Raw genomic sequence first — 16,826 nt, 5'->3', positions numbered from 1 at the left:
GGCATTTGCGTGCCGGGAGGGCCCCGTCACCCGCGTGGTGGCGGGGCCCTCTTGCGTATGGCGGGGCTCTTTGATTGCTTGTAGTCACGTCGTGTCGCATCGGCTACCGCATTCGAGCCGATGCGACTCTCCCTTTTAAAGGGCTGACTACAGTTATTCGGTTTGCATCTATATGTTTCACTTTGAAATGCGTAGAGGCCCGGGCGATTTGCTCCGGGCCTCTATTTGTTTTGGCGCAATAACTCGCCGAGTGTCTTACTGGATCTCGACTGACTCCCAGGATCCGTCCGCGTGCGGAACCTCTATCGACCTATATCCAGCGGCATATGCATAGCGGTAGGCCTCTTGGATGCCCCAGCAGACATCGACGGCCCTATGGGCGTCAGAACCGGTCGTTATGGGCACGCCGGCCTTAGCGAAGCGGTGTAGGAGACCCGCGCTTGGGTAGTAACTCGCCGTGGTCTTCCTGAGACCTGCGGTGGAAACCTCGACCCTTCGTCCTGTGTCATGGGCGCATTCGACCATTTGATCCCAAAGGCGGGAGATGTCGATCGTCGGCGCGAATCCATCGTTTGCGAATCGTGCGGCAAGGTCGGGGTGAGCCATGCTGTCGAATTCGAGTGGACTCTCGCAGGCCTGGCACCAGGCGTCCACATAGCGGCGCCAGACCTCGTCTGGCCCTAGGTTCTCCCAGACGTGCTTGTCCTCGTTGTAGTCGATCCATCCGGAGTCTGGGTAGATTTGGCTTGCCTGGGGCGTTCCTTCGGTACCCGGCTGCCCGGCGGCTCCCGTGGCTATGTCGCCGGGGTTCCCGATGTAGTGCACGCTTCCGAGGCGGACGACGGCGCCCTCGCTCCAGGTGCGCACGTATTCCTCGCATCCGGGATACCAGTCGCATTCGAAGCCGTAGATGAGCTCGAGCTCAGGTGCGATCTCGCTCGCGAGGACGCGTGCCGCTTCGAAGACCGCACGGTGCTCGACGAGGCGTGAGAGGGGCACCTGCACCTCAGCGGACCCGTCGAGGCTTGCGGGGAGCGTCAGGTGGTCTGTGGAGACGAGGACGCGGCATCCGGCGGCCGCCGCTGCCCGCACGTTTTCCTCGAAGGTGGATGTCCCGTCTGAGAACGACGTGTGGGTGTGGCAGTCGACGATTGGCGTGTCCATGGCTACCTATCGATCGCGAAGCTTCTTGGCGGTTACGAGTGCCTTGTAGAACAGGCCGTGGAGGGGGACGTCACGATCCGGCGCCACCTCGGCGACCTGCTTGGTGAACTTGGTCTTGAACTCATTGAGGCCCATGAGCTTGGGTGAGAACTCGCTGCCAATCGCCATCATGTCGTAGTCGAGGCAGCCCTGGTTGGCGCCGAGGTCGCAGCACTCGAAGTAGACGAGTTTGTCGGTCACGTGCTGACGCATGGTCTCGTTGCGGCTGGCGCCGTAATAGCGCACGGCGCGGGTGCCGTTGATGGTGACGAGCGACCAGGTGACGACGCGGCCATCGAGCCTGCCGGCGTAGACGCGGCAGTGCTCGGGACCGAGGATGCGGATCATGTCCTCGTAGTCCGAGCAGGGCGCGGGCGTGAAGCCGTCGCGCTCGCCGGTCTCGCGCATGACGTCGTAGTACTCCTCGAAGCTCTTGGAAGCGAGTTCGGTCTCGTCGGCACAGGTGACGGGGCTCTCGCGAAGGGCCTTGCGAACGTCACGGCGACCGCGCGGCTTCATGCGGGAGAGGATTTCCTCGTCTCCGCCGGTGACGTCGATCACGACGGTGTGGTCATAGGGGATGCCGGAGAGTACGGGCGTGGTCGAGGCGAGCTCGGCTTTGATGGAGATGCGCATGAACTTCTGGCGCTTGTCCTTCGCGCGGACGTGGGCGGCGAGGGTGTCGATCACCTGGCCCTCGAGCTCCTCGTCGGGCTCCGCGACCCAGACGGGGGCGTGGTTGGAGCGTAGGTAGTGATAGCCGTGGGTTTCGTAGTCGAACAGGCTCACGAGGGCGATTGTACGGCCGTCCTGGGTGAGTTCGACGGCACCCCAGGGGGTGCGCCCGTCGATAGTGGCCTGGTAGCCCGCCCAGACGGCGGTCTGCTCGATGGGAAGGTTGACCCCGAGCTCCGCGGCCTTTGTCTCGAGTTCCTCAACGGTGATGTCGTTGGCTTCGATCACGTGCGCTCCTGTGTCTCGTTCGTGCTACGGCCTAGTTCGCATTGTTTCTGACCCTCAATTCTAGCCAGGTCGGGCGCGGCTGATGCGCGGGGTGGGAGGAACCACGGCGAAACCAGACGAGCCAGGCGTCGCCACCTGGGGATGTGTCGTGGAGAGGCGTGGATATTCGGTGGGTGTGACTGCATAACCGGCGTTTTACCTGCGTTACCTGCATTTATATTTGGGTGCCTAACATAAAGTTATCCTTGCGAGACACTCTGCTGGTCTTATAATCCCTAAGACCTTTAAGCACGGTACGGGATACCTGCAAGGCAAAACGGCCTGACTCGGCGTTGGACATGCCGGGTTTTCGCTGGGCCAAAGGGCGCGCGGCAGGCGTGCGCTCGTCTTGTGGGGACGCCCTCGGTCACGAGTCGGGCGCCTCTTTTTTTGTGCCTCGGCCTCGAGTCCGGGCGTCGTTTTCATACCGCGCGAACCCAAAAGAAAGGGGAACGCGTGAATCCACTGCTCGCAACGGATGCCCCCAAGGCGCTTCTCGCGCTCGAGGACGGTACCACCTTCGAGGGCCTTTCGGTGGGCGCCACTGGCGAGACCTTCGGTGAGCTCGTCTTTAACACGGCCATGTCGGGCTACCAGGAGGTCATCTCCGATCCGTCCTACGCGGGTCAGGTCGTGACCTTTACGTATCCCCAGATTGGCAACTATGGCGTCTGTCCCGAGGACATGCAGTCTGACGGCGTCGACCTCGCGGGCGTTGTCGTCTGCGATATGTGCCACACGCCCAATAACTGGCGGAGCATCGGCTCGCTCCCCGATTTCCTCGCAGAGCACGGCATCGTTGGCATCGAGGGCGTTGATACGCGTGAGATCACGCTGCGTGTTCGCGATACCGGCACCATGCGCTGCGCGATCTCCACTGAGGATCTTGACCCAGCGAGCCTCGTTGCCCGCGTGAAGGCCGCGCCCTCCATCTCCGAGACCAACTGGGTTGCCAAGGTTTCCACCGCGGAGCCCTATGACGTCAACGCGCTCGTCGACATCGACCATCCGCGCAAGCGCCTGCGCGTCACCGCCCTCGACTGCGGTGAGAAGTTCGGCATCCTGCGCGGCGTGGTCGGCGTGGGAATCGACATGCACGTCGTGCCCTGGGACACCCCGGCGGAGAAGATCCTCGCCGAGAACCCCGACGGCGTCTTCCTCTCCAACGGCCCCGGTGACCCGCGCGAGCTCCCGGAGCCCGCGCGCTGCGCTGAGGAGCTCCTGGGCAAGGTGCCCGTCTTCGGCATTTGCCTCGGCCACCAGATGATCTGCCAGGCTGCGGGTGCCCAGATCGAGAAGCTGCCCTATGGCCACCATGGTGGCAACCAGCCCGTCATGAACCTGCTCTCCGGCATGGTCGAGGTCACCGCCCAGAACCACAACTACGGCCTTGTGTTCTCGAGTCTCGGTGAGATCGATGTCGAGCTCTCCGGTGGCCAGGAGGTCGTTGACGCCTGGAACGCCGCCAACACGCAGGATCTCCGCTTCTGGAGCGAGCGCCGCATCGCGCCCGTGGTGAACAACGAGCGCTTCGGTCGCATCCGCCTTACGCACGTGAACCTCAACGATGGCACGCCCGAGGGCATCCAGTTCCTCGACATCCCGGCCTTCTCCGCCCAGTACCACCCCGAGGCCTCGCCCGGCCCGAAGGATGCGGCCTACATGTTCGAGGCTTTCCGCCGCCTTATTGAGGGCGACCCCAACTATCTTGCCATCGACGTCCGTGAGGGGAGGCGCTTCTAGTGCCGAAGCGTACTGACATTAAGAAGATCCTGGTCATCGGCTCTGGTCCGATCGTCATTGGCCAGGCGTGCGAGTTCGACTACTCCGGCACGCAGGCGTGCGAGAGCCTCAAGGCGCTTGGCTACGAGGTCGTCCTCGTGAACTCCAACCCGGCGACCATCATGACCGACCCGAACATCGCCGACCGCACCTATGTCGAGCCGATCACGACGGATGCCGTCGCAAAGATCATCGAGCGCGAGCGCCCCGACGCCCTCCTGCCCAACATGGGCGGCCAGACGGGTCTCAACTGTGCCATCGAGCTTGACGAGATGGGCGTGCTTTCCAAGTACGGCGTCGAGGTCATCGGCTGCAACACCGAGTCCATTCGCATTGGTGAGGACCGCAAGCTCTTCGCCGAGGCCATGGAGGACATCGGCCTGCACATCTGCAGGAGCGGTTTTGCCTACTCCGTGGCAGACGCCGAGCGCATCGTCGAGAATCTTGGCTTCCCCGTCATCATTCGTCCGAGCTTCACCCTCGGTGGCGCCGGTGGCGGCATCGCCTATGACATGGACGACCTGCGTCGCATCGTTGCCCAGGGTATCGACCTGTCGCCCGAGGGCGAGGTCCTGGTGGAGGAGTCCATCCAGGGCTGGAAGGAAATTGAGATGGAGGTCATGCGCGACTGCGCCGGCAACGGCATCGTGATCTGCTCCATCGAGAACCTCGATCCCATGGGCGTCCACACGGGCGACTCCATCACCGTCGCCCCGGCCCAGACCCTCTCTGACATGGAGCTCCAGCGCCTCCGCGACGCCTCGCTCGCGATTCTCGAGAAGGTCGGCGTTGCCACTGGTGGCTCCAACGTGCAGTTTGCCGTGAACCCCGAGGATGGCCGCATCATCGTCGTCGAGATGAACCCGCGCGTGAGCCGCTCCTCTGCACTTGCTTCCAAGGCCACGGGCTTCCCGATCGCCAAGGTCGCCGCCCGTCTCGCCGTGGGCCTCACGCTCGACGAGGTCAAGAACGACATCACGCAGGCCACGCCGGCTTGCTTCGAGCCCTCTATCGACTACTGCGTCGTCAAGGTCCCGCGCTTCGCCTTCGAGAAGTTCAAGGGCACGGACGAGACCCTCTCCACGCGCATGAAGGCCGTGGGCGAGGTCATGTCCATCGGCCGCACCTTCGAGGAGAGCTTCAACAAGGCCATGCGCTCGCTCGAGGTTGGCGAGAACATGCTCGGCGCGGACGACCCGGCGCTCTTCGACGTGCCTGACTTCCGCCAGCGCGTCTCGGTGCCCACCGCCCAGCGTATCTACTACGTCATCGAGGCGCTTCGTCGTGGCTGGGAGATCGACGATCTCTACGAGCTCACGGGCATCGATCCGTGGTTCCTCAGCCATCTGCGCAACCTCACGGACACCGAGAAGTGGCTTGCCGGCCACAAGCTTACCGATATTTCCGGTCGCGACATGCGCTCCGTCAAACAGATGGGCTTCTCGGACGAGCAGATCGCCCACTTCACCGGCTCGACCGAGCTTGAGGTCCGCACCTGGCGCAAGGCCAAGGGCATCGTTCCTGTCATCAAGACCGTTGACACCTGCGGTGGCGAGTTCCCGGCGCGCACGAGCTACCACTACAAGACCTACGAGTGGGGTGCCACGGAGCGTCGCGACACTGACAAGCCGCGCGCGATGATCCTCTCCGCCGGCCCGAACCGCATTGGCCAGGGCATCGAGTTCGACTACTGCTGTTGCCACGCCGCCTACGCCCTTCACGACAAGGGCTACGAGACGGTCATGGTCAACTGCAACCCGGAGACCGTCTCCACGGACTACGACACCTCCGATCGCCTCTACTTCGAGCCCCTGACGTTCGAGGACGTCATGGACATCGTCGACATCGAGCAGCCCGAGGGCGTCATCTGCACCCTCGGCGGCCAGACGCCGATCAACCTCGCCGCGCGCCTGAAGGCGGCCGGCGTGCCCATCATGGGTACCCAGCCCGACGCCCTCGATCTCGCTGAGGACCGCGAGCGCTTCAGCGCCCTGCTCGACGAGCTCGGCATCGCCTACCCGGTCTCCGGCGTCGCGGAGACCTATGAGGAGGCCGTCGAGGTCGCCCACCGCATCGGCTTCCCGCTGCTTGTCCGTCCCAGCTACGTGCTCGGCGGCCGTGGCATGGTCATCGCCTATGACGAGCGTCACCTCAAGAGCTACATGGAGGCCGCTACGCGCGTCTCCAAGGACCACCCGATCTACCTCGACTCGTTCCTCGACTCCGCCGTCGAGCTCGACGTCGACGCCCTCGCTGACGGCGAGGAGTGCTACGTGGGTAGCGTCCTCGAGCAGATCGAGGAGGCCGGCATCCACTCCGGTGACTCCGCCTGCTGCATGCCGCCGTACTCCCTGGCGGACTCGATGGTCGCCCAGATTCGCGAGACCACGCACAAGCTCGCGCTCGCCTGTCACGTCGTGGGCGCGCTGAACGTGCAGTACGCCGTCCACAACGGCCAGCTCTACGTCATCGAGCTCAACCCGCGCGCGAGCCGTACCGTGCCGTTCTCCTCGAAGTCGACCGGCGTGCCCCTGGCTCGCATGGCCGCCCTCATCATGGCCGGCGAGAAGATCCGCGACCTCAACCTCCCGGCTGAGGACCGCACCTTCGACTACTTTGCCTGCAAGGAGGCCGTGCTTCCGTTCGATCGCTTCCCCGGTGCCGACATGACGCTCGGCCCGGAGATGAAGTCGACGGGCGAGGTCATGGGCGTCGCCCCGACCTTCCCTGCTGCCTACGCGAAGACCCAGCTGGCCATCAGCTACGGCCTGCCGACGAAGGGTCGCGTGTTCGTCTCCGTGCGCGACCGTGACAAGCGCGCCATCATCGGCGTCGCCCGCGACCTCGTCGGCATGGGCTTCACGCTCGTGGGAACCTCCGGCACCGCCAAGGCGCTGCGCGCGGCCGGCATCGAGTGCAAGACCGTCCGCCGCACGAGCGAGATGCGCCCGAACATCGGCACGATGATCTCTGGTGGCGACATCCAGCTCATCATCAATACGCCTGGCGGTCACGACACGCGCGGCGACTTCTACGCGCTGCGTCAGATCGCCGTCCGCTATCGCGTCACCAACGTCACGACGCTCCCGGGTGCCCAGGCGATGGTCGAGGCCATCCGCACCGCGCGCGAGGGTAAGCTCGACGTCGTCGCCCTCCAGGACCTGTAGGGGATAGGCATAGCCTGACAACAAGAGGGCCCGACCGGCTTATGTGCCGTATCGGGCCCTCTTCTGCTTGGGGCTTGTGCAAGAATCGCGCCTTACTCGGCATATTTCGTCACTATTACGCATTGGGTGCCTTTTGGCGAACGTTTCCCCAAAAGGGCTATCCTATGGGGCTACCCGCGGATGGATTGCAGAAGGTTTGACGTCCCGTGGGACAATCTACGGTGACCTCGTTCAATGGGGCGCCCCACGAGACCGCAACGGTTTTAAGGAGCAAGATCATGGCAGTTGAGAAGAAGGACCTGGACTGGGGAAGCCTCGGCTTCGCCTATATGCAGACTGACTACAGCTATGAGGCCCACTGGAAGGACGGCGAGTGGGACGAGGGCGGCCTGACCTCCGACCACACGATGCACGTCTCCGAGTGCGGCGGCATCTTCCACTACTGCCAGGAGGTCTTCGAGGGCCTCAAGGCCTACACCACCGAGAGCGGCGAGATCGTCTGCTTCCGTCCGGACCAGAACGCCCAGCGTATGTTTGACTCCGCCCAGCGCCTCGAGATGCCGCCGTTCCCGAAGGACCGCTTCGTCGAGGCCGTCAAGGAGGTCGTCAAGGCCAATGCCGCTTGGGTCCCGCCGTTCGGCTCTGGCGCCACGCTGTACGTCCGCCCGTTCATGATCGGCTCTGGCGACGTCATCGGCGTTGCCCCCGCGCCCGAGTACACCTTCCGCATCCTCGTCACCCCGGTGGGCCCGTACTACAAGGGTGGCCTCAAGTCCGTCAAGCTCCGCGTTTCCGAGTACGACCGTGCCGCACCGCACGGTACCGGCAACATCAAGGCCGGCCTGAACTACGCCATGAGCCTGAAGCCCTCCGTCGAGGCCCACGCCACCGGCTATGCCGACAACCTCTATCTCGACTCCGAGTCCCGCACCTACGTCGAGGAGACCGGCGGCGCGAACGTCCTGTTCGTCGACGGCAACACCCTCGTGGTCCCCAAGAGCCACACGGACTCGATCCTGCCCTCCATCACCCGTCGCTCCCTCGTCCAGGTCGCTGAGGACCTTGGCATGACCGTGGACAACCGTCCCGTCGAGTGGGCTGAGGTCAAGAGCGGCAAGTTCTCCGAGTGCGGCATGTGCGGCACCGCTGCCGTCATCTCCCCGGTGGGCGAGATCGACAACAAGGTCTACGGCGCTGACGAGACCGTCGTCTTCCCGGCTGGCCAGACCGAGATCGGCCCCGTCATGAAGAAGCTCCGCGAGACGCTGACCGGCATCCAGTCCGGTGCCGTCGAGGACAAGCACAACTGGGTCTTCAAGATCTGCTAGACCTAGCTACACAGATGGCTATCTGCGGCCCCATCGGTTCTCCGGTGGGGCCGTTTTTGTGAGGGCGCCTATCGCGTCACCCCGTAGCGTCAGTAATACGCGCGGTTACTAAATGTGAAGAAACAATGAAGAAGCATTTGGAATAATGTTTGGAATATGCAAATAGCGCAAATAAATATACACGTACAACAGAGGCGAACTTCACAACTTGCATGAATTGTGAAGAATCATCATGAATTCAAATCGGTAAACGGTAATAGTAGACAGCAGAATAACAGCGTAAACGGTATTTGCATACCGTTTATCGGCACGCGCTTGACTGTGAAGAACCTGACGTCGATATTGTGGAGGAACTTAAGGAAGGAATTAGAAAAGATGCACTAATTCCTAATATGCAAAAGAGGAGGCAACGGGGATGTTCTCCAAGGATGCAGACTTTTCGCGCGTAACCGTGATTCTGCGTGGATACAGCTACGAGCAGTGCCGCTGCGTGGTCGAGCAGCTCGTGGGCACTCGTCTGGGCGCGGTTGAGGTTGCGATGAACACCGAGGGTGCAGCCGAGACTATCGCCAAACTCGTGAACGAGTTTGGCAGTGAGGTAAAGATCGGTGCCGGTACCGTGACCACCGTCGAGCGTGCAAAGGCCGCTGCTGCTGCGGGCTCAGCCTTCATGCTCTCTCCGGTCTGTTTCACGCCGGAGATTTTCTCCATCGCGAAGGACGCCGGTGCCGTTTGTGTCCCGGCCGCCTTCTCGCCGACGGAGGTCTTCACGATGTTCGAACAGGGGGCCGACATCGTGAAGATCTTCCCGGCAGCGCGCCTTGGTGCCAAGTACCTCTCCGATATCCAGGCGCCCCTCAACTGGATGCCGCTCATGGTCGTCGGCGGCGTCAACGGTGGCAACGTGCAGGAGTTCTTCGATGCCGGCGCCACCTATGCGGGTATCGGTTCGGGCATTTTCGAGAAGTCGGACATCATCGCGATGAATGCCGACAAGCTCGCTGAGCAGGTTAAGTCTTTCGAGAATAGCGTTAGGTGGTAGGGATGGCAGAGATTTCCTTCGATGAGAGCCTCGTTGTCGTTATTGACGAGCCTGGCAGCTGCACTGATGTCGAGAAGCAGCTTGCCGGCGTCCTGTTTGAGTCTGGTTATGTTCGCGAATCCTACGCGCAGGCCATCGTTGACCGCGAGGCCTCATATCCGACTGGCCTTGAGTTTGGTGAGCACAGCATCGCCATGCCCCATTGTGATATCGAACACGTGAATGGTCCCGCCATTTGCATGGGAGTTCTCAAGAAGCCCGTTGCCTGGCACCGCATGGATGATCCGGAGTCTACGTGTAATGCGGAGCTTGTGATCATGCTCGCCCTTAATGAGGCCCACGCACACCTCGAGATGCTCCAGAAGGTGGTTGCGCTTCTCCAGAACCAAGACCTTGTCGCCGAAATCGTTTCGAGCGATAGCGCCGCAGAGGCCTACTCGCTCGCTAAGGATCAGCTTCTCTAGTAACAAGTGATTCAATCGGAGGAACTCCATGAAGGATTACAGCGGTGAGCACTGGAAAGTTGCCGGAACAGCGGTAACGTTCGGCAAGTTTTATAAGGGCAGCATCGAGCGTCTTGAGGCTGCTGGCTGCGAAGTTAAGCTCAACCCGTATGGCCGTCCTCTCACCAATGAGGAGATGATTGAGTTCGCAGGCGATTGCGACGCCCTTATCGTTGGCAATGACAAAGTGCCCGCCAACGTCATCGAGCACTTCCACAACATGAAGGTCATTGCAAAGCATGGCGTTGGCGTTGACGCCATCGATAAGGATCAGGCTAAGAAGCAGGGCATTCTTGTCACCAATGCTCCGGGAACCAACAAGGACGAGGTCGCGGATGCGGCGATGTGTCTTGCCCTCATGGTTGCGCGCGACTTTCACACCTTGAACACCCATACCAAGAACCACGAGTGGATCAAGTATCCCGGCGTGGATGTGGTCGATAAGACCATCGGCGTGATTGGCGCGGGTGCGATTGGCACCGCTTTCGTCCGCAGAGCGACGGGCTTCACGGACAAGATTCTGGTTAATGACCTGGTGGAGCGTGACGAGGTCAAGGCCATGGGAGCCAAGTATGTCAGCAAGGAGGAGATCTACTCCAGTTGCGACATCATCTCCCTTCATGTCCCGCTTGATGAGAGCACGTTCCATCTCCTTGACGAGAAGGCCTTTTCGCTCATGAAGCCCGGCACCATCCTGGTCAACACCGCTCGATCCAAGTGTGTCGAGGTCGAGCCACTTACGAAGGCGCTTAAGGATGGCACACTCCGTGGTTACGGCGTTGACGTGTATGACTTTGAGCCTCCTGCATGGCTCGAGCTCTTCGACCTGCCCAACGTTGTCATGACCCCGCACGTTGCTGGTACCACGTATGAATCGAACCAGCGCATGGGCGACACCGCGGTCACCAACGTCATTGCGGTCAAGCAGGGCAAGACTCCTCCCAACCTCATCACTTTCGGGGGAGCGTCGGCGTAGATGAAAGTCACTGGATTTGAAATCTACCGTCTCAAGCCGCGATGGGTCTTCTTGAAGATCATGACCGACGAGGGGATCGATGGCTGGGGTGAGTGCATTTCCGGAACCCGTACGGAAGCTGTTGTTTCCTGCCTTGAAGAGGCCATGGGCACGCATGTGGTCGGTCGCGATCCGCAAGAGATTGAAGACATTTGGCAGTGCCTCTATCGTTACTTCTTCAGAGGTGGCCCGGTTCACATGACGTGCGTGTCCGGCATCGAGATGGCTCTTTGGGATATCAAGGGCAAGGCTCTTGGCGCTCCCGTGTACCAGCTCTTGGGCGGCAAGGCACGTGATCGCATCCGAGTCTATTCCTGGATTGGCGGAGACCGTCCTTCCGATGCTGCGGCACAGGCCCTCGAAAGACTTGAGGGCGGTTTTTCAGCCGTCAAGCTGAACTGCTGCTCGGAGATGCACTACATCGATTCTTTTTCCAAGGTCGAGGAGGTTGCTGAGCGAATCGCATCAATTCGCGAGACGGTCGGCTACAAGCTCGATATCGGAATCGATTTTCACGGTCGAGTTCACAAGGCGATGGCGAAGCAGCTTCTCGCTGAGCTCGAGCAGTTCCATCCGATGTTCGTCGAAGAACCTGTACTTCCCGAGAACACCGAGCTTATGGCTGATCTTGCGAAGTCGACGAACATTCCCATCGCCACGGGCGAGAGGCTCATTACGCGGTGGGGCTACAAGCAGCTCTTCGCACAAGACGCAGTTTCGGTGATTCAACCGGATTTGGGTCTTACGGGCGGAATCTTGGAGGCCAAGAAGATCTGCGCCATTGCCGAGTCACACGACATGGCGGCTGCTCCTCATGCGCCTTACGGCCCAATCGCTCTTGCGGCGACCATTCAGTTGGACGCTTGCACCCCGAACGTCTTTATCCAGGAGCAGAGCTTGGGGATTCACTACAACCAGGGATTTGATCTCCTCGACTTCGTGAAGAACAAGGAGATCTTCCAGTTCGAGTCGGGATATCTTCCCATCCCTCAGGGTCCGGGCCTTGGTATCGAGATCGACGAGGAGAAGGTCCGCAAGGTGAGCCTGGAGGGCTTGAACTGGACCAATCCTCGCTGGAGAACATACGACGGCGCCATTGCCGAGTGGTAGCGAGTAATCAACACGAGGAACGTTGACGAAAGGATGAAGATGAGCGAGATGATGAATGCCGGAGTCTACTACGGCATCGAGGACATTCGTTACGAGAGCGTGCCTAAGCCCGAGATCAATGACGATGAGTTTCTGCTTAAGGTCAGGGCTGTGGCGATTTGCGGAAGTGACCTTCGCACGTATCTCCATGGCCATGCAAAGGTCAAGACTCCGCAGATCCTGGGCCACGAGTTTGCTGGCGATGTCGTCGAGGTTGGTGCAAACGTCGAGGGAGTTAAGGTTGGCGAGCGTCTGAGCGTCCATCCCGGCATTCCCTGTGGTCACTGCTACTACTGCCAGCGCGGCCTCCAGAACCTGTGCGTCGATCGTCCTGGTATCGGAACCGTCCTTCCCGGTGCCTTTGCCGAGTACGTGAAGATTCCGAAGAAGACGATTGAGGCGGGAACCGTCTTCCACATTCCCGAAGGAAAGAAGTACGAGCTCGCTGCTCTTGGCGACCCTGCCGTCTCTGCCCTTCATGGCGAGGAGGAGCTGGACGTTCGTCTTGGCGATACCCTTTGCATCCTTGGAAGCGGCTCCATCGGCATCCTCCACGCGATGATCGCTCGCCTAAAGGGTGCCTCGAAGATCATTCTCGTCAATCGCTCGCCCGAGCGTCTCGAGAAGGCGAAGGCGATGGGCGTTGCGGACCACTACTTCTGCCTCAAGACCGATGGTGATCTGCGCGAGTTTGTCATGTCCGTCACGGACGGCATGGGCGCAAACAAGGTCTGCGTTGCTAACACTTCCAAGGAGTCTGCGGTTCAGGCGCTAACGATTGCTGCCAAGGGCGGCACCGTTCAGTTCTTCGCGGGCTTCCCCAAGGATGACCCGGCGCTGGGTGTCGACGGAAACCTCATCCACTACAGCGAGCTTCATGTTATCGGCTCGTTCGGCTCGACTCCGCGCCAGTTCCAGCTTGCGGAGAAGCTCCTCGTCGATGAGCTTATTCCCGCCGAGAAGGTCATCACCCATCGTCTGCCGCTGTCTGCAATCAACGAAGGCTTTGACCTCATGAGGAAGGGTGAGTGCTTCAAGGTCATCCTCGATCCCACTCGGGAGTAGATAGTTCTGCGTTTCAAAAGGGAGTAACGGCGTAAATGACGCCAAAGGGAAAGGACAAATCATGAAGAAGATCTATGCAGTGTGTGGCTCCGGCGTGGCAACCTCGACCATGATTGCCGCCAAGGTTCGCGACTACCTTGAGGAGCGCGGCATCCAGTGCGACGTGCAGACGACGACCTACGGCATTGTCAACGGCGGCGGCCTCGTTGCCGACTGTCTCGTTTCGACCAACCCCAACATTTCCTGCGGGGATATCCCCGTCGTTCCCGGTGTTGCTCTTCTCACTGGCATGGGGGAGGAGGCAGTTCTCGAACAGGTTTATCAGATCGTCAAGGACTAGCAAGGCTAGATAAGGATCAACAAGGAAAGGAAGTGTCTCGATGGACGTACTCTCGTCTGTGGTTAACTGGATTGTCTCGCTGGGAGCCTCGGTTTTCCTCCCCATCGTGATGTTCATCATTGGCATTATCTTCGGTATGAAGCCTGGTAAGGCCTTCAAGGCTGGCGTCATGCTCGGCATTGCCTTCACGGCGATCAGCGCACTTAACAGCGCACTCCTCTCTGGCACCATCGCTCCGGTCGCACAGACCGCGATGGAGAACTCTGGCACCGGTCTTGAGTTTATTGATGTGGGTTGGACGCCTGCTTCCATGATTGCGTGGGCTTGGCCGCTCGCTGCCACCGTCTTCCCGCTCCAGATCATCATCAACCTCATCATGCTGGCCCTTAACTGGACCGATACCCTGAACGTTGACCTCTGGAACGTCTGGACCAAGATCTTCCTCGCTGCCATCGCCTATACGGCCACCGGCAACCTGCTTCTCGCGTATGTCGTCGCGTCCGTCTTCGTCGTGGCCGAGCTCAAGCTTGGCGACCTCTTCGCCAAGGACGTCCAGGACTCCACCGGTATCCCCGACGTCACCTGCACGCACTCCGGCCTTGCCAACGTGCTTCCCGTGATGCCGATCGCCTACCTTGTTGATAACCTTCCGTTCCTCAAGGGCAAGACCTATGACGCCGCTGCCATCCAGAAGAAGATCGGCTTCCTCGGCGACCCGTCTGTCATCGGTATCGTCATGGGCATCATCATCGGCCTCGTGGCTGGCAAGGACATTGCCGGCTGCCTCAAGATCGCCATTGCCGTCGCCTCTTACGTCATCGTTCTTCCGCGTATCGCCCAGCTCTTCTCTGAGGCCCTGATGCCCATCTCCAACGCTGCCACCACCTTCATGAAGGCGCGTTTCCCGGGCCGCAAGTTCAACATCGGTCTCGACTGGCCCATCCTTACGGCCAACCCCGCCGTTGTTACCTCGTCCGTCCTGCTCATCCCGGTGACGATTCTTCTCGCTATCGTCCTGCCTGGTAACAAGACCCTGCCCTTCGGCGACGTTGCCAATCTTTGCGCCTTCATCATCGGTGCTGCGGTCCTCTTCCGCGGCGACATCGTGAAGACCTTCATCACCGGTATCCCCATCATCATCGTTGGCCTGTATTCCTCCACGACGATCGGTCCCCTGTTCACCCAGCTTGCCGCTAGCGTTGGTTACGAGATGCCTGCCGGTGCCTCCGCCATCACCTACTTCAAGGCCGGCCCCTTCATCTGGGACGTCGTCATGGCCGTTGAGGGCAACTGGTTCGTCTTCGTTCCCCTCACCATCCTCTTCGCCGTTGGCTTCTGGATGATCTACAAGTTCTACTACAAGCCGCGCAACGCCAAGGCGGCCGAGGCGGAGAAGTAAGCTCCATCGCCTTTCTTCTCAGCTTTCCCGCGCGCTGCCTGACGCTCGCTGCGGCGCGCGGGAAGGCCTCATGGGCCCATCTGGGTCGATGGTTCCATGAGGCCTTGAATCCGAACACCGGAAAAGGAGTCCATATGCTTCGCAAGATTGACCAGCTTGAGCCGTTTCAGCGCGCTATCTCCAAGGCGCATCTCGCTGCCGCTGGTATCTCCATCGATTCGCTCGAGAACCCGGACAAGCCGCTGATCGCCATCGCGAACAGCTGGAATGAGGTCTGCCCTGGCCATGAGCCGCTGAGGCAGCTCGCCGCCGAGGTCAAGAAGGGTATCCTCGAGGCGGGTGGCGAGCCCATCGAGTTCAACACCATCGGCATGTGCGACGGCGTTGCCCAGGGCCACGCGGGCATGCGCTACTGCCTACCTCACCGTGAGGTCATCGCGGATTCCTGCGAGGCCATGATCGTGGGCGAGGGTTGCTTCGATGGCGTTGTCTATATGGGCTCTTGCGACAAGATCATCCCCGCGATGCTCATGGCCGCCGCTCGCATCGACCTTCCCTCCGCCCTCGTGACGGCTGGCCCTTGCTACGACGAGATCAAGCCCTCCGAGTCCAAGGCCCTCCGCGCGCGCTTCCTCCGCGGCGAGGCTACGGAGCGCGAGGTCATCGAGGGCACGCTCAAGTACTACACCGGCCCCGGCATCTGCCCGTTCCTTGGCACCGCCAACACCATGGGCTGCCTCACCGAGGGTCTCGGCATGATGCTGCCCATGGGTGCCCTTTGGCCGAGCTCCACGAGCCAGCGTCGCTTCTCGGCGCGCCAGACCGGTGCTGCCGTCGTTGACCTTGTCCGCCGCGACATCAAGCCGAGCGACATCATGACGCAGGCGGCGATCGATAACGCGGTCAAGCTCCTTGCCTCCGTCGGCGGTTCACTCAACGCGCTCATCCACCTGCCCGCGCTCGCTCACGAGCTTGGTCTCGAGTGCACCTGGGCCCAGGTTGCGGAGACTACGTCGCACACGCCGGTTGTCTGCAACGTCGTCCCCAACGGCGATATCTCCTGCGTCAACCTTTACAAGGCCGGTGGCGTCCCCGCGGTTCTCAAGACCATCGAAGGCGACTTGGACACCACGGTCATGACCGTGACGGGCAAGACCCTTGGTGAGAACCTTACCGACAAGATTCACATCGACCGCTCTGTGGTTCGCACCCAGGACGATCCTGCCTCCATCGCCAACGGCATTCAGGTGCTCTATGGCAACCTCGCTCCTGAGGGTGCGCTTGTGAAGACGAGTGCCGTGCCTGCTGACCAGCATGTCTGGAGCGGGCCCGCCATGGTCTTCAATTCCGAGGACGAGGCCTTCGTGGCCTACAACGAGGGTCGCATCGTCGCTGGTACCGGCGTTGTTATCCGCTATGAGGGTCCCAAGGGTGGCCCTGGCATGAAGGAGCTTCACCGCGTGACGGAGATCATGAAGGGCATCCCGAACTCCGCCGTTATCACGGATGGTCGCTTCTCTGGCGCATCTGGCGGCTTGTCCGTTGGCTACCTCTGCCCGGAGGCCCTCGATGGCGCGCCCATTGCCCTCATCGAGGATGGGGACATCCTTCACGTCGACCTCATGAAGAACCTCATCGAAGTCGAGGTCTCCGAGGATGAATTCGCTCGTCGAAAGCAGGATTGGAAGCCGGTCATCCACGAGAACGGTGGTAACCTGCTCGCGAGGTACGCAAAGCAGGTCGGCTCCGCAAAGACGGGTGCTGTGCTCGCATAACGTAATTAAGTAGGCGGCCTGGGTTTTCCCGGGCCGCTGGCTTCTCATCTACTAGA

At 60.9% G+C, this 16,826-nt stretch carries 13 protein-coding genes; 11 read left to right on the top strand and 2 right to left on the bottom strand.

Features of this window, described 5'->3' with window-relative positions; translation table 11 throughout:
* Positions 1–255 precede the first annotated feature (255 nt).
* Both Q0H23_RS06025 and Q0H23_RS06020 read right to left on the bottom strand, forming a co-directional pair.
* Positions 256–1,164 (bottom strand): PHP domain-containing protein, encoded by a 909-nt coding sequence (locus tag Q0H23_RS06025; RefSeq protein WP_293836651.1) that lies wholly within the window; start codon positions 1,162–1,164, stop codon positions 256–258.
* A 6-nt stretch (positions 1,165–1,170) separates the two neighbouring features.
* The gene (locus tag Q0H23_RS06020; RefSeq protein WP_293836649.1) at positions 1,171–2,166 is read right to left on the bottom strand and encodes a peptidoglycan bridge formation glycyltransferase FemA/FemB family protein; all 996 of its coding nucleotides are present in this window, start codon (positions 2,164–2,166) and stop codon (positions 1,171–1,173) included.
* A gap of 495 nt (positions 2,167–2,661) precedes the next feature.
* Here Q0H23_RS06020 and carA point away from each other — a divergent pair, with 495 nt between their 5' ends.
* From carA to ilvD, 11 genes are all read left to right on the top strand, one after another.
* Positions 2,662–3,948, top strand: coding sequence for a glutamine-hydrolyzing carbamoyl-phosphate synthase small subunit (gene carA / locus Q0H23_RS06015; RefSeq protein WP_293815043.1), 1,287 nt, complete (start codon positions 2,662–2,664; stop codon positions 3,946–3,948).
* On the top strand, positions 3,948–7,154 hold the full coding sequence (gene carB / locus Q0H23_RS06010; RefSeq protein WP_293836647.1) for a carbamoyl-phosphate synthase large subunit: 3,207 nt from the start codon (positions 3,948–3,950) through the stop codon (positions 7,152–7,154). Before carA ends, carB begins: the two co-directional genes overlap by 1 nt.
* A 278-nt stretch (positions 7,155–7,432) precedes the next feature.
* Positions 7,433–8,482 (top strand): branched-chain amino acid aminotransferase, encoded by a 1,050-nt coding sequence (locus Q0H23_RS06005; RefSeq protein ID WP_293815039.1) that lies wholly within the window; start codon positions 7,433–7,435, stop codon positions 8,480–8,482.
* A gap of 415 nt (positions 8,483–8,897) precedes the next feature.
* Entirely contained in the window at positions 8,898–9,524 is a 627-nt protein-coding gene (locus tag Q0H23_RS06000) for a 2-dehydro-3-deoxyphosphogluconate aldolase (RefSeq protein ID WP_293836645.1), read from the top strand.
* 2 nt (positions 9,525–9,526) lie between these two features.
* Entirely contained in the window at positions 9,527–9,988 is a 462-nt protein-coding gene (locus Q0H23_RS05995) for a PTS sugar transporter subunit IIA (RefSeq protein WP_293815035.1), read from the top strand.
* A gap of 28 nt (positions 9,989–10,016) precedes the next feature.
* On the top strand, positions 10,017–11,003 hold the full coding sequence (locus tag Q0H23_RS05990) for a phosphoglycerate dehydrogenase (RefSeq protein WP_293815034.1): 987 nt from the start codon (positions 10,017–10,019) through the stop codon (positions 11,001–11,003).
* Positions 11,004–12,152: a galactonate dehydratase gene (gene dgoD, locus Q0H23_RS05985; protein WP_293815032.1), complete on the top strand. Its 1,149-nt coding sequence runs from the start codon at positions 11,004–11,006 to the stop codon at positions 12,150–12,152.
* A 39-nt stretch (positions 12,153–12,191) separates the two neighbouring features.
* On the top strand, positions 12,192–13,256 hold the full coding sequence (locus Q0H23_RS05980) for an alcohol dehydrogenase catalytic domain-containing protein (RefSeq protein WP_293815030.1): 1,065 nt from the start codon (positions 12,192–12,194) through the stop codon (positions 13,254–13,256).
* A 61-nt stretch (positions 13,257–13,317) separates the two neighbouring features.
* Positions 13,318–13,596 carry a hypothetical protein gene (locus Q0H23_RS05975; protein ID WP_293815028.1) on the top strand — a complete coding sequence of 93 codons (279 nt, stop codon included), beginning with the start codon at positions 13,318–13,320 and terminating at the stop codon, positions 13,594–13,596.
* A gap of 40 nt (positions 13,597–13,636) precedes the next feature.
* Positions 13,637–14,995, top strand: coding sequence for a PTS transporter subunit IIC (locus tag Q0H23_RS05970; protein WP_293836643.1), 1,359 nt, complete (start codon positions 13,637–13,639; stop codon positions 14,993–14,995).
* A gap of 134 nt (positions 14,996–15,129) precedes the next feature.
* Entirely contained in the window at positions 15,130–16,770 is a 1,641-nt protein-coding gene (ilvD, locus tag Q0H23_RS05965) for a dihydroxy-acid dehydratase (protein WP_293836641.1), read from the top strand.
* Positions 16,771–16,826 lie beyond the last annotated feature (56 nt).

The organism is uncultured Parolsenella sp., assembly GCF_934660935.1.
Lineage (GTDB): Bacteria > Actinomycetota > Coriobacteriia > Coriobacteriales > Atopobiaceae > Parolsenella.
The sequence above is the reverse complement of the archived record's forward strand: the minus strand, read 5'-3'. Positions and strand labels throughout refer to the sequence as shown.

Bases quoted from the DNA above. Each gene is read 5' to 3' on its own strand.
- Q0H23_RS06025 (WP_293836651.1), bottom strand. From the start codon at position 1,164: ATGGACACGCCAATCGTCGACTGCCACACCCACACGTCGTTCTCAGAC.
- Q0H23_RS06005 (WP_293815039.1), top strand. From the start codon at position 7,433: ATGGCAGTTGAGAAGAAGGACCTGGACTGGGGAAGCCTCGGCTTCGCC.
- Q0H23_RS06000 (WP_293836645.1), top strand. From the start codon at position 8,898: ATGTTCTCCAAGGATGCAGACTTTTCGCGCGTAACCGTGATTCTGCGT.
- Q0H23_RS05995 (WP_293815035.1), top strand. From the start codon at position 9,527: ATGGCAGAGATTTCCTTCGATGAGAGCCTCGTTGTCGTTATTGACGAG.
- Q0H23_RS05990 (WP_293815034.1), top strand. From the start codon at position 10,017: ATGAAGGATTACAGCGGTGAGCACTGGAAAGTTGCCGGAACAGCGGTA.
- dgoD (WP_293815032.1), top strand. From the start codon at position 11,004: ATGAAAGTCACTGGATTTGAAATCTACCGTCTCAAGCCGCGATGGGTC.
- Q0H23_RS05980 (WP_293815030.1), top strand. From the start codon at position 12,192: ATGAGCGAGATGATGAATGCCGGAGTCTACTACGGCATCGAGGACATT.
- Q0H23_RS05975 (WP_293815028.1), top strand. From the start codon at position 13,318: ATGAAGAAGATCTATGCAGTGTGTGGCTCCGGCGTGGCAACCTCGACC.
- Q0H23_RS05970 (WP_293836643.1), top strand. From the start codon at position 13,637: ATGGACGTACTCTCGTCTGTGGTTAACTGGATTGTCTCGCTGGGAGCC.
- ilvD (WP_293836641.1), top strand. From the start codon at position 15,130: ATGCTTCGCAAGATTGACCAGCTTGAGCCGTTTCAGCGCGCTATCTCC.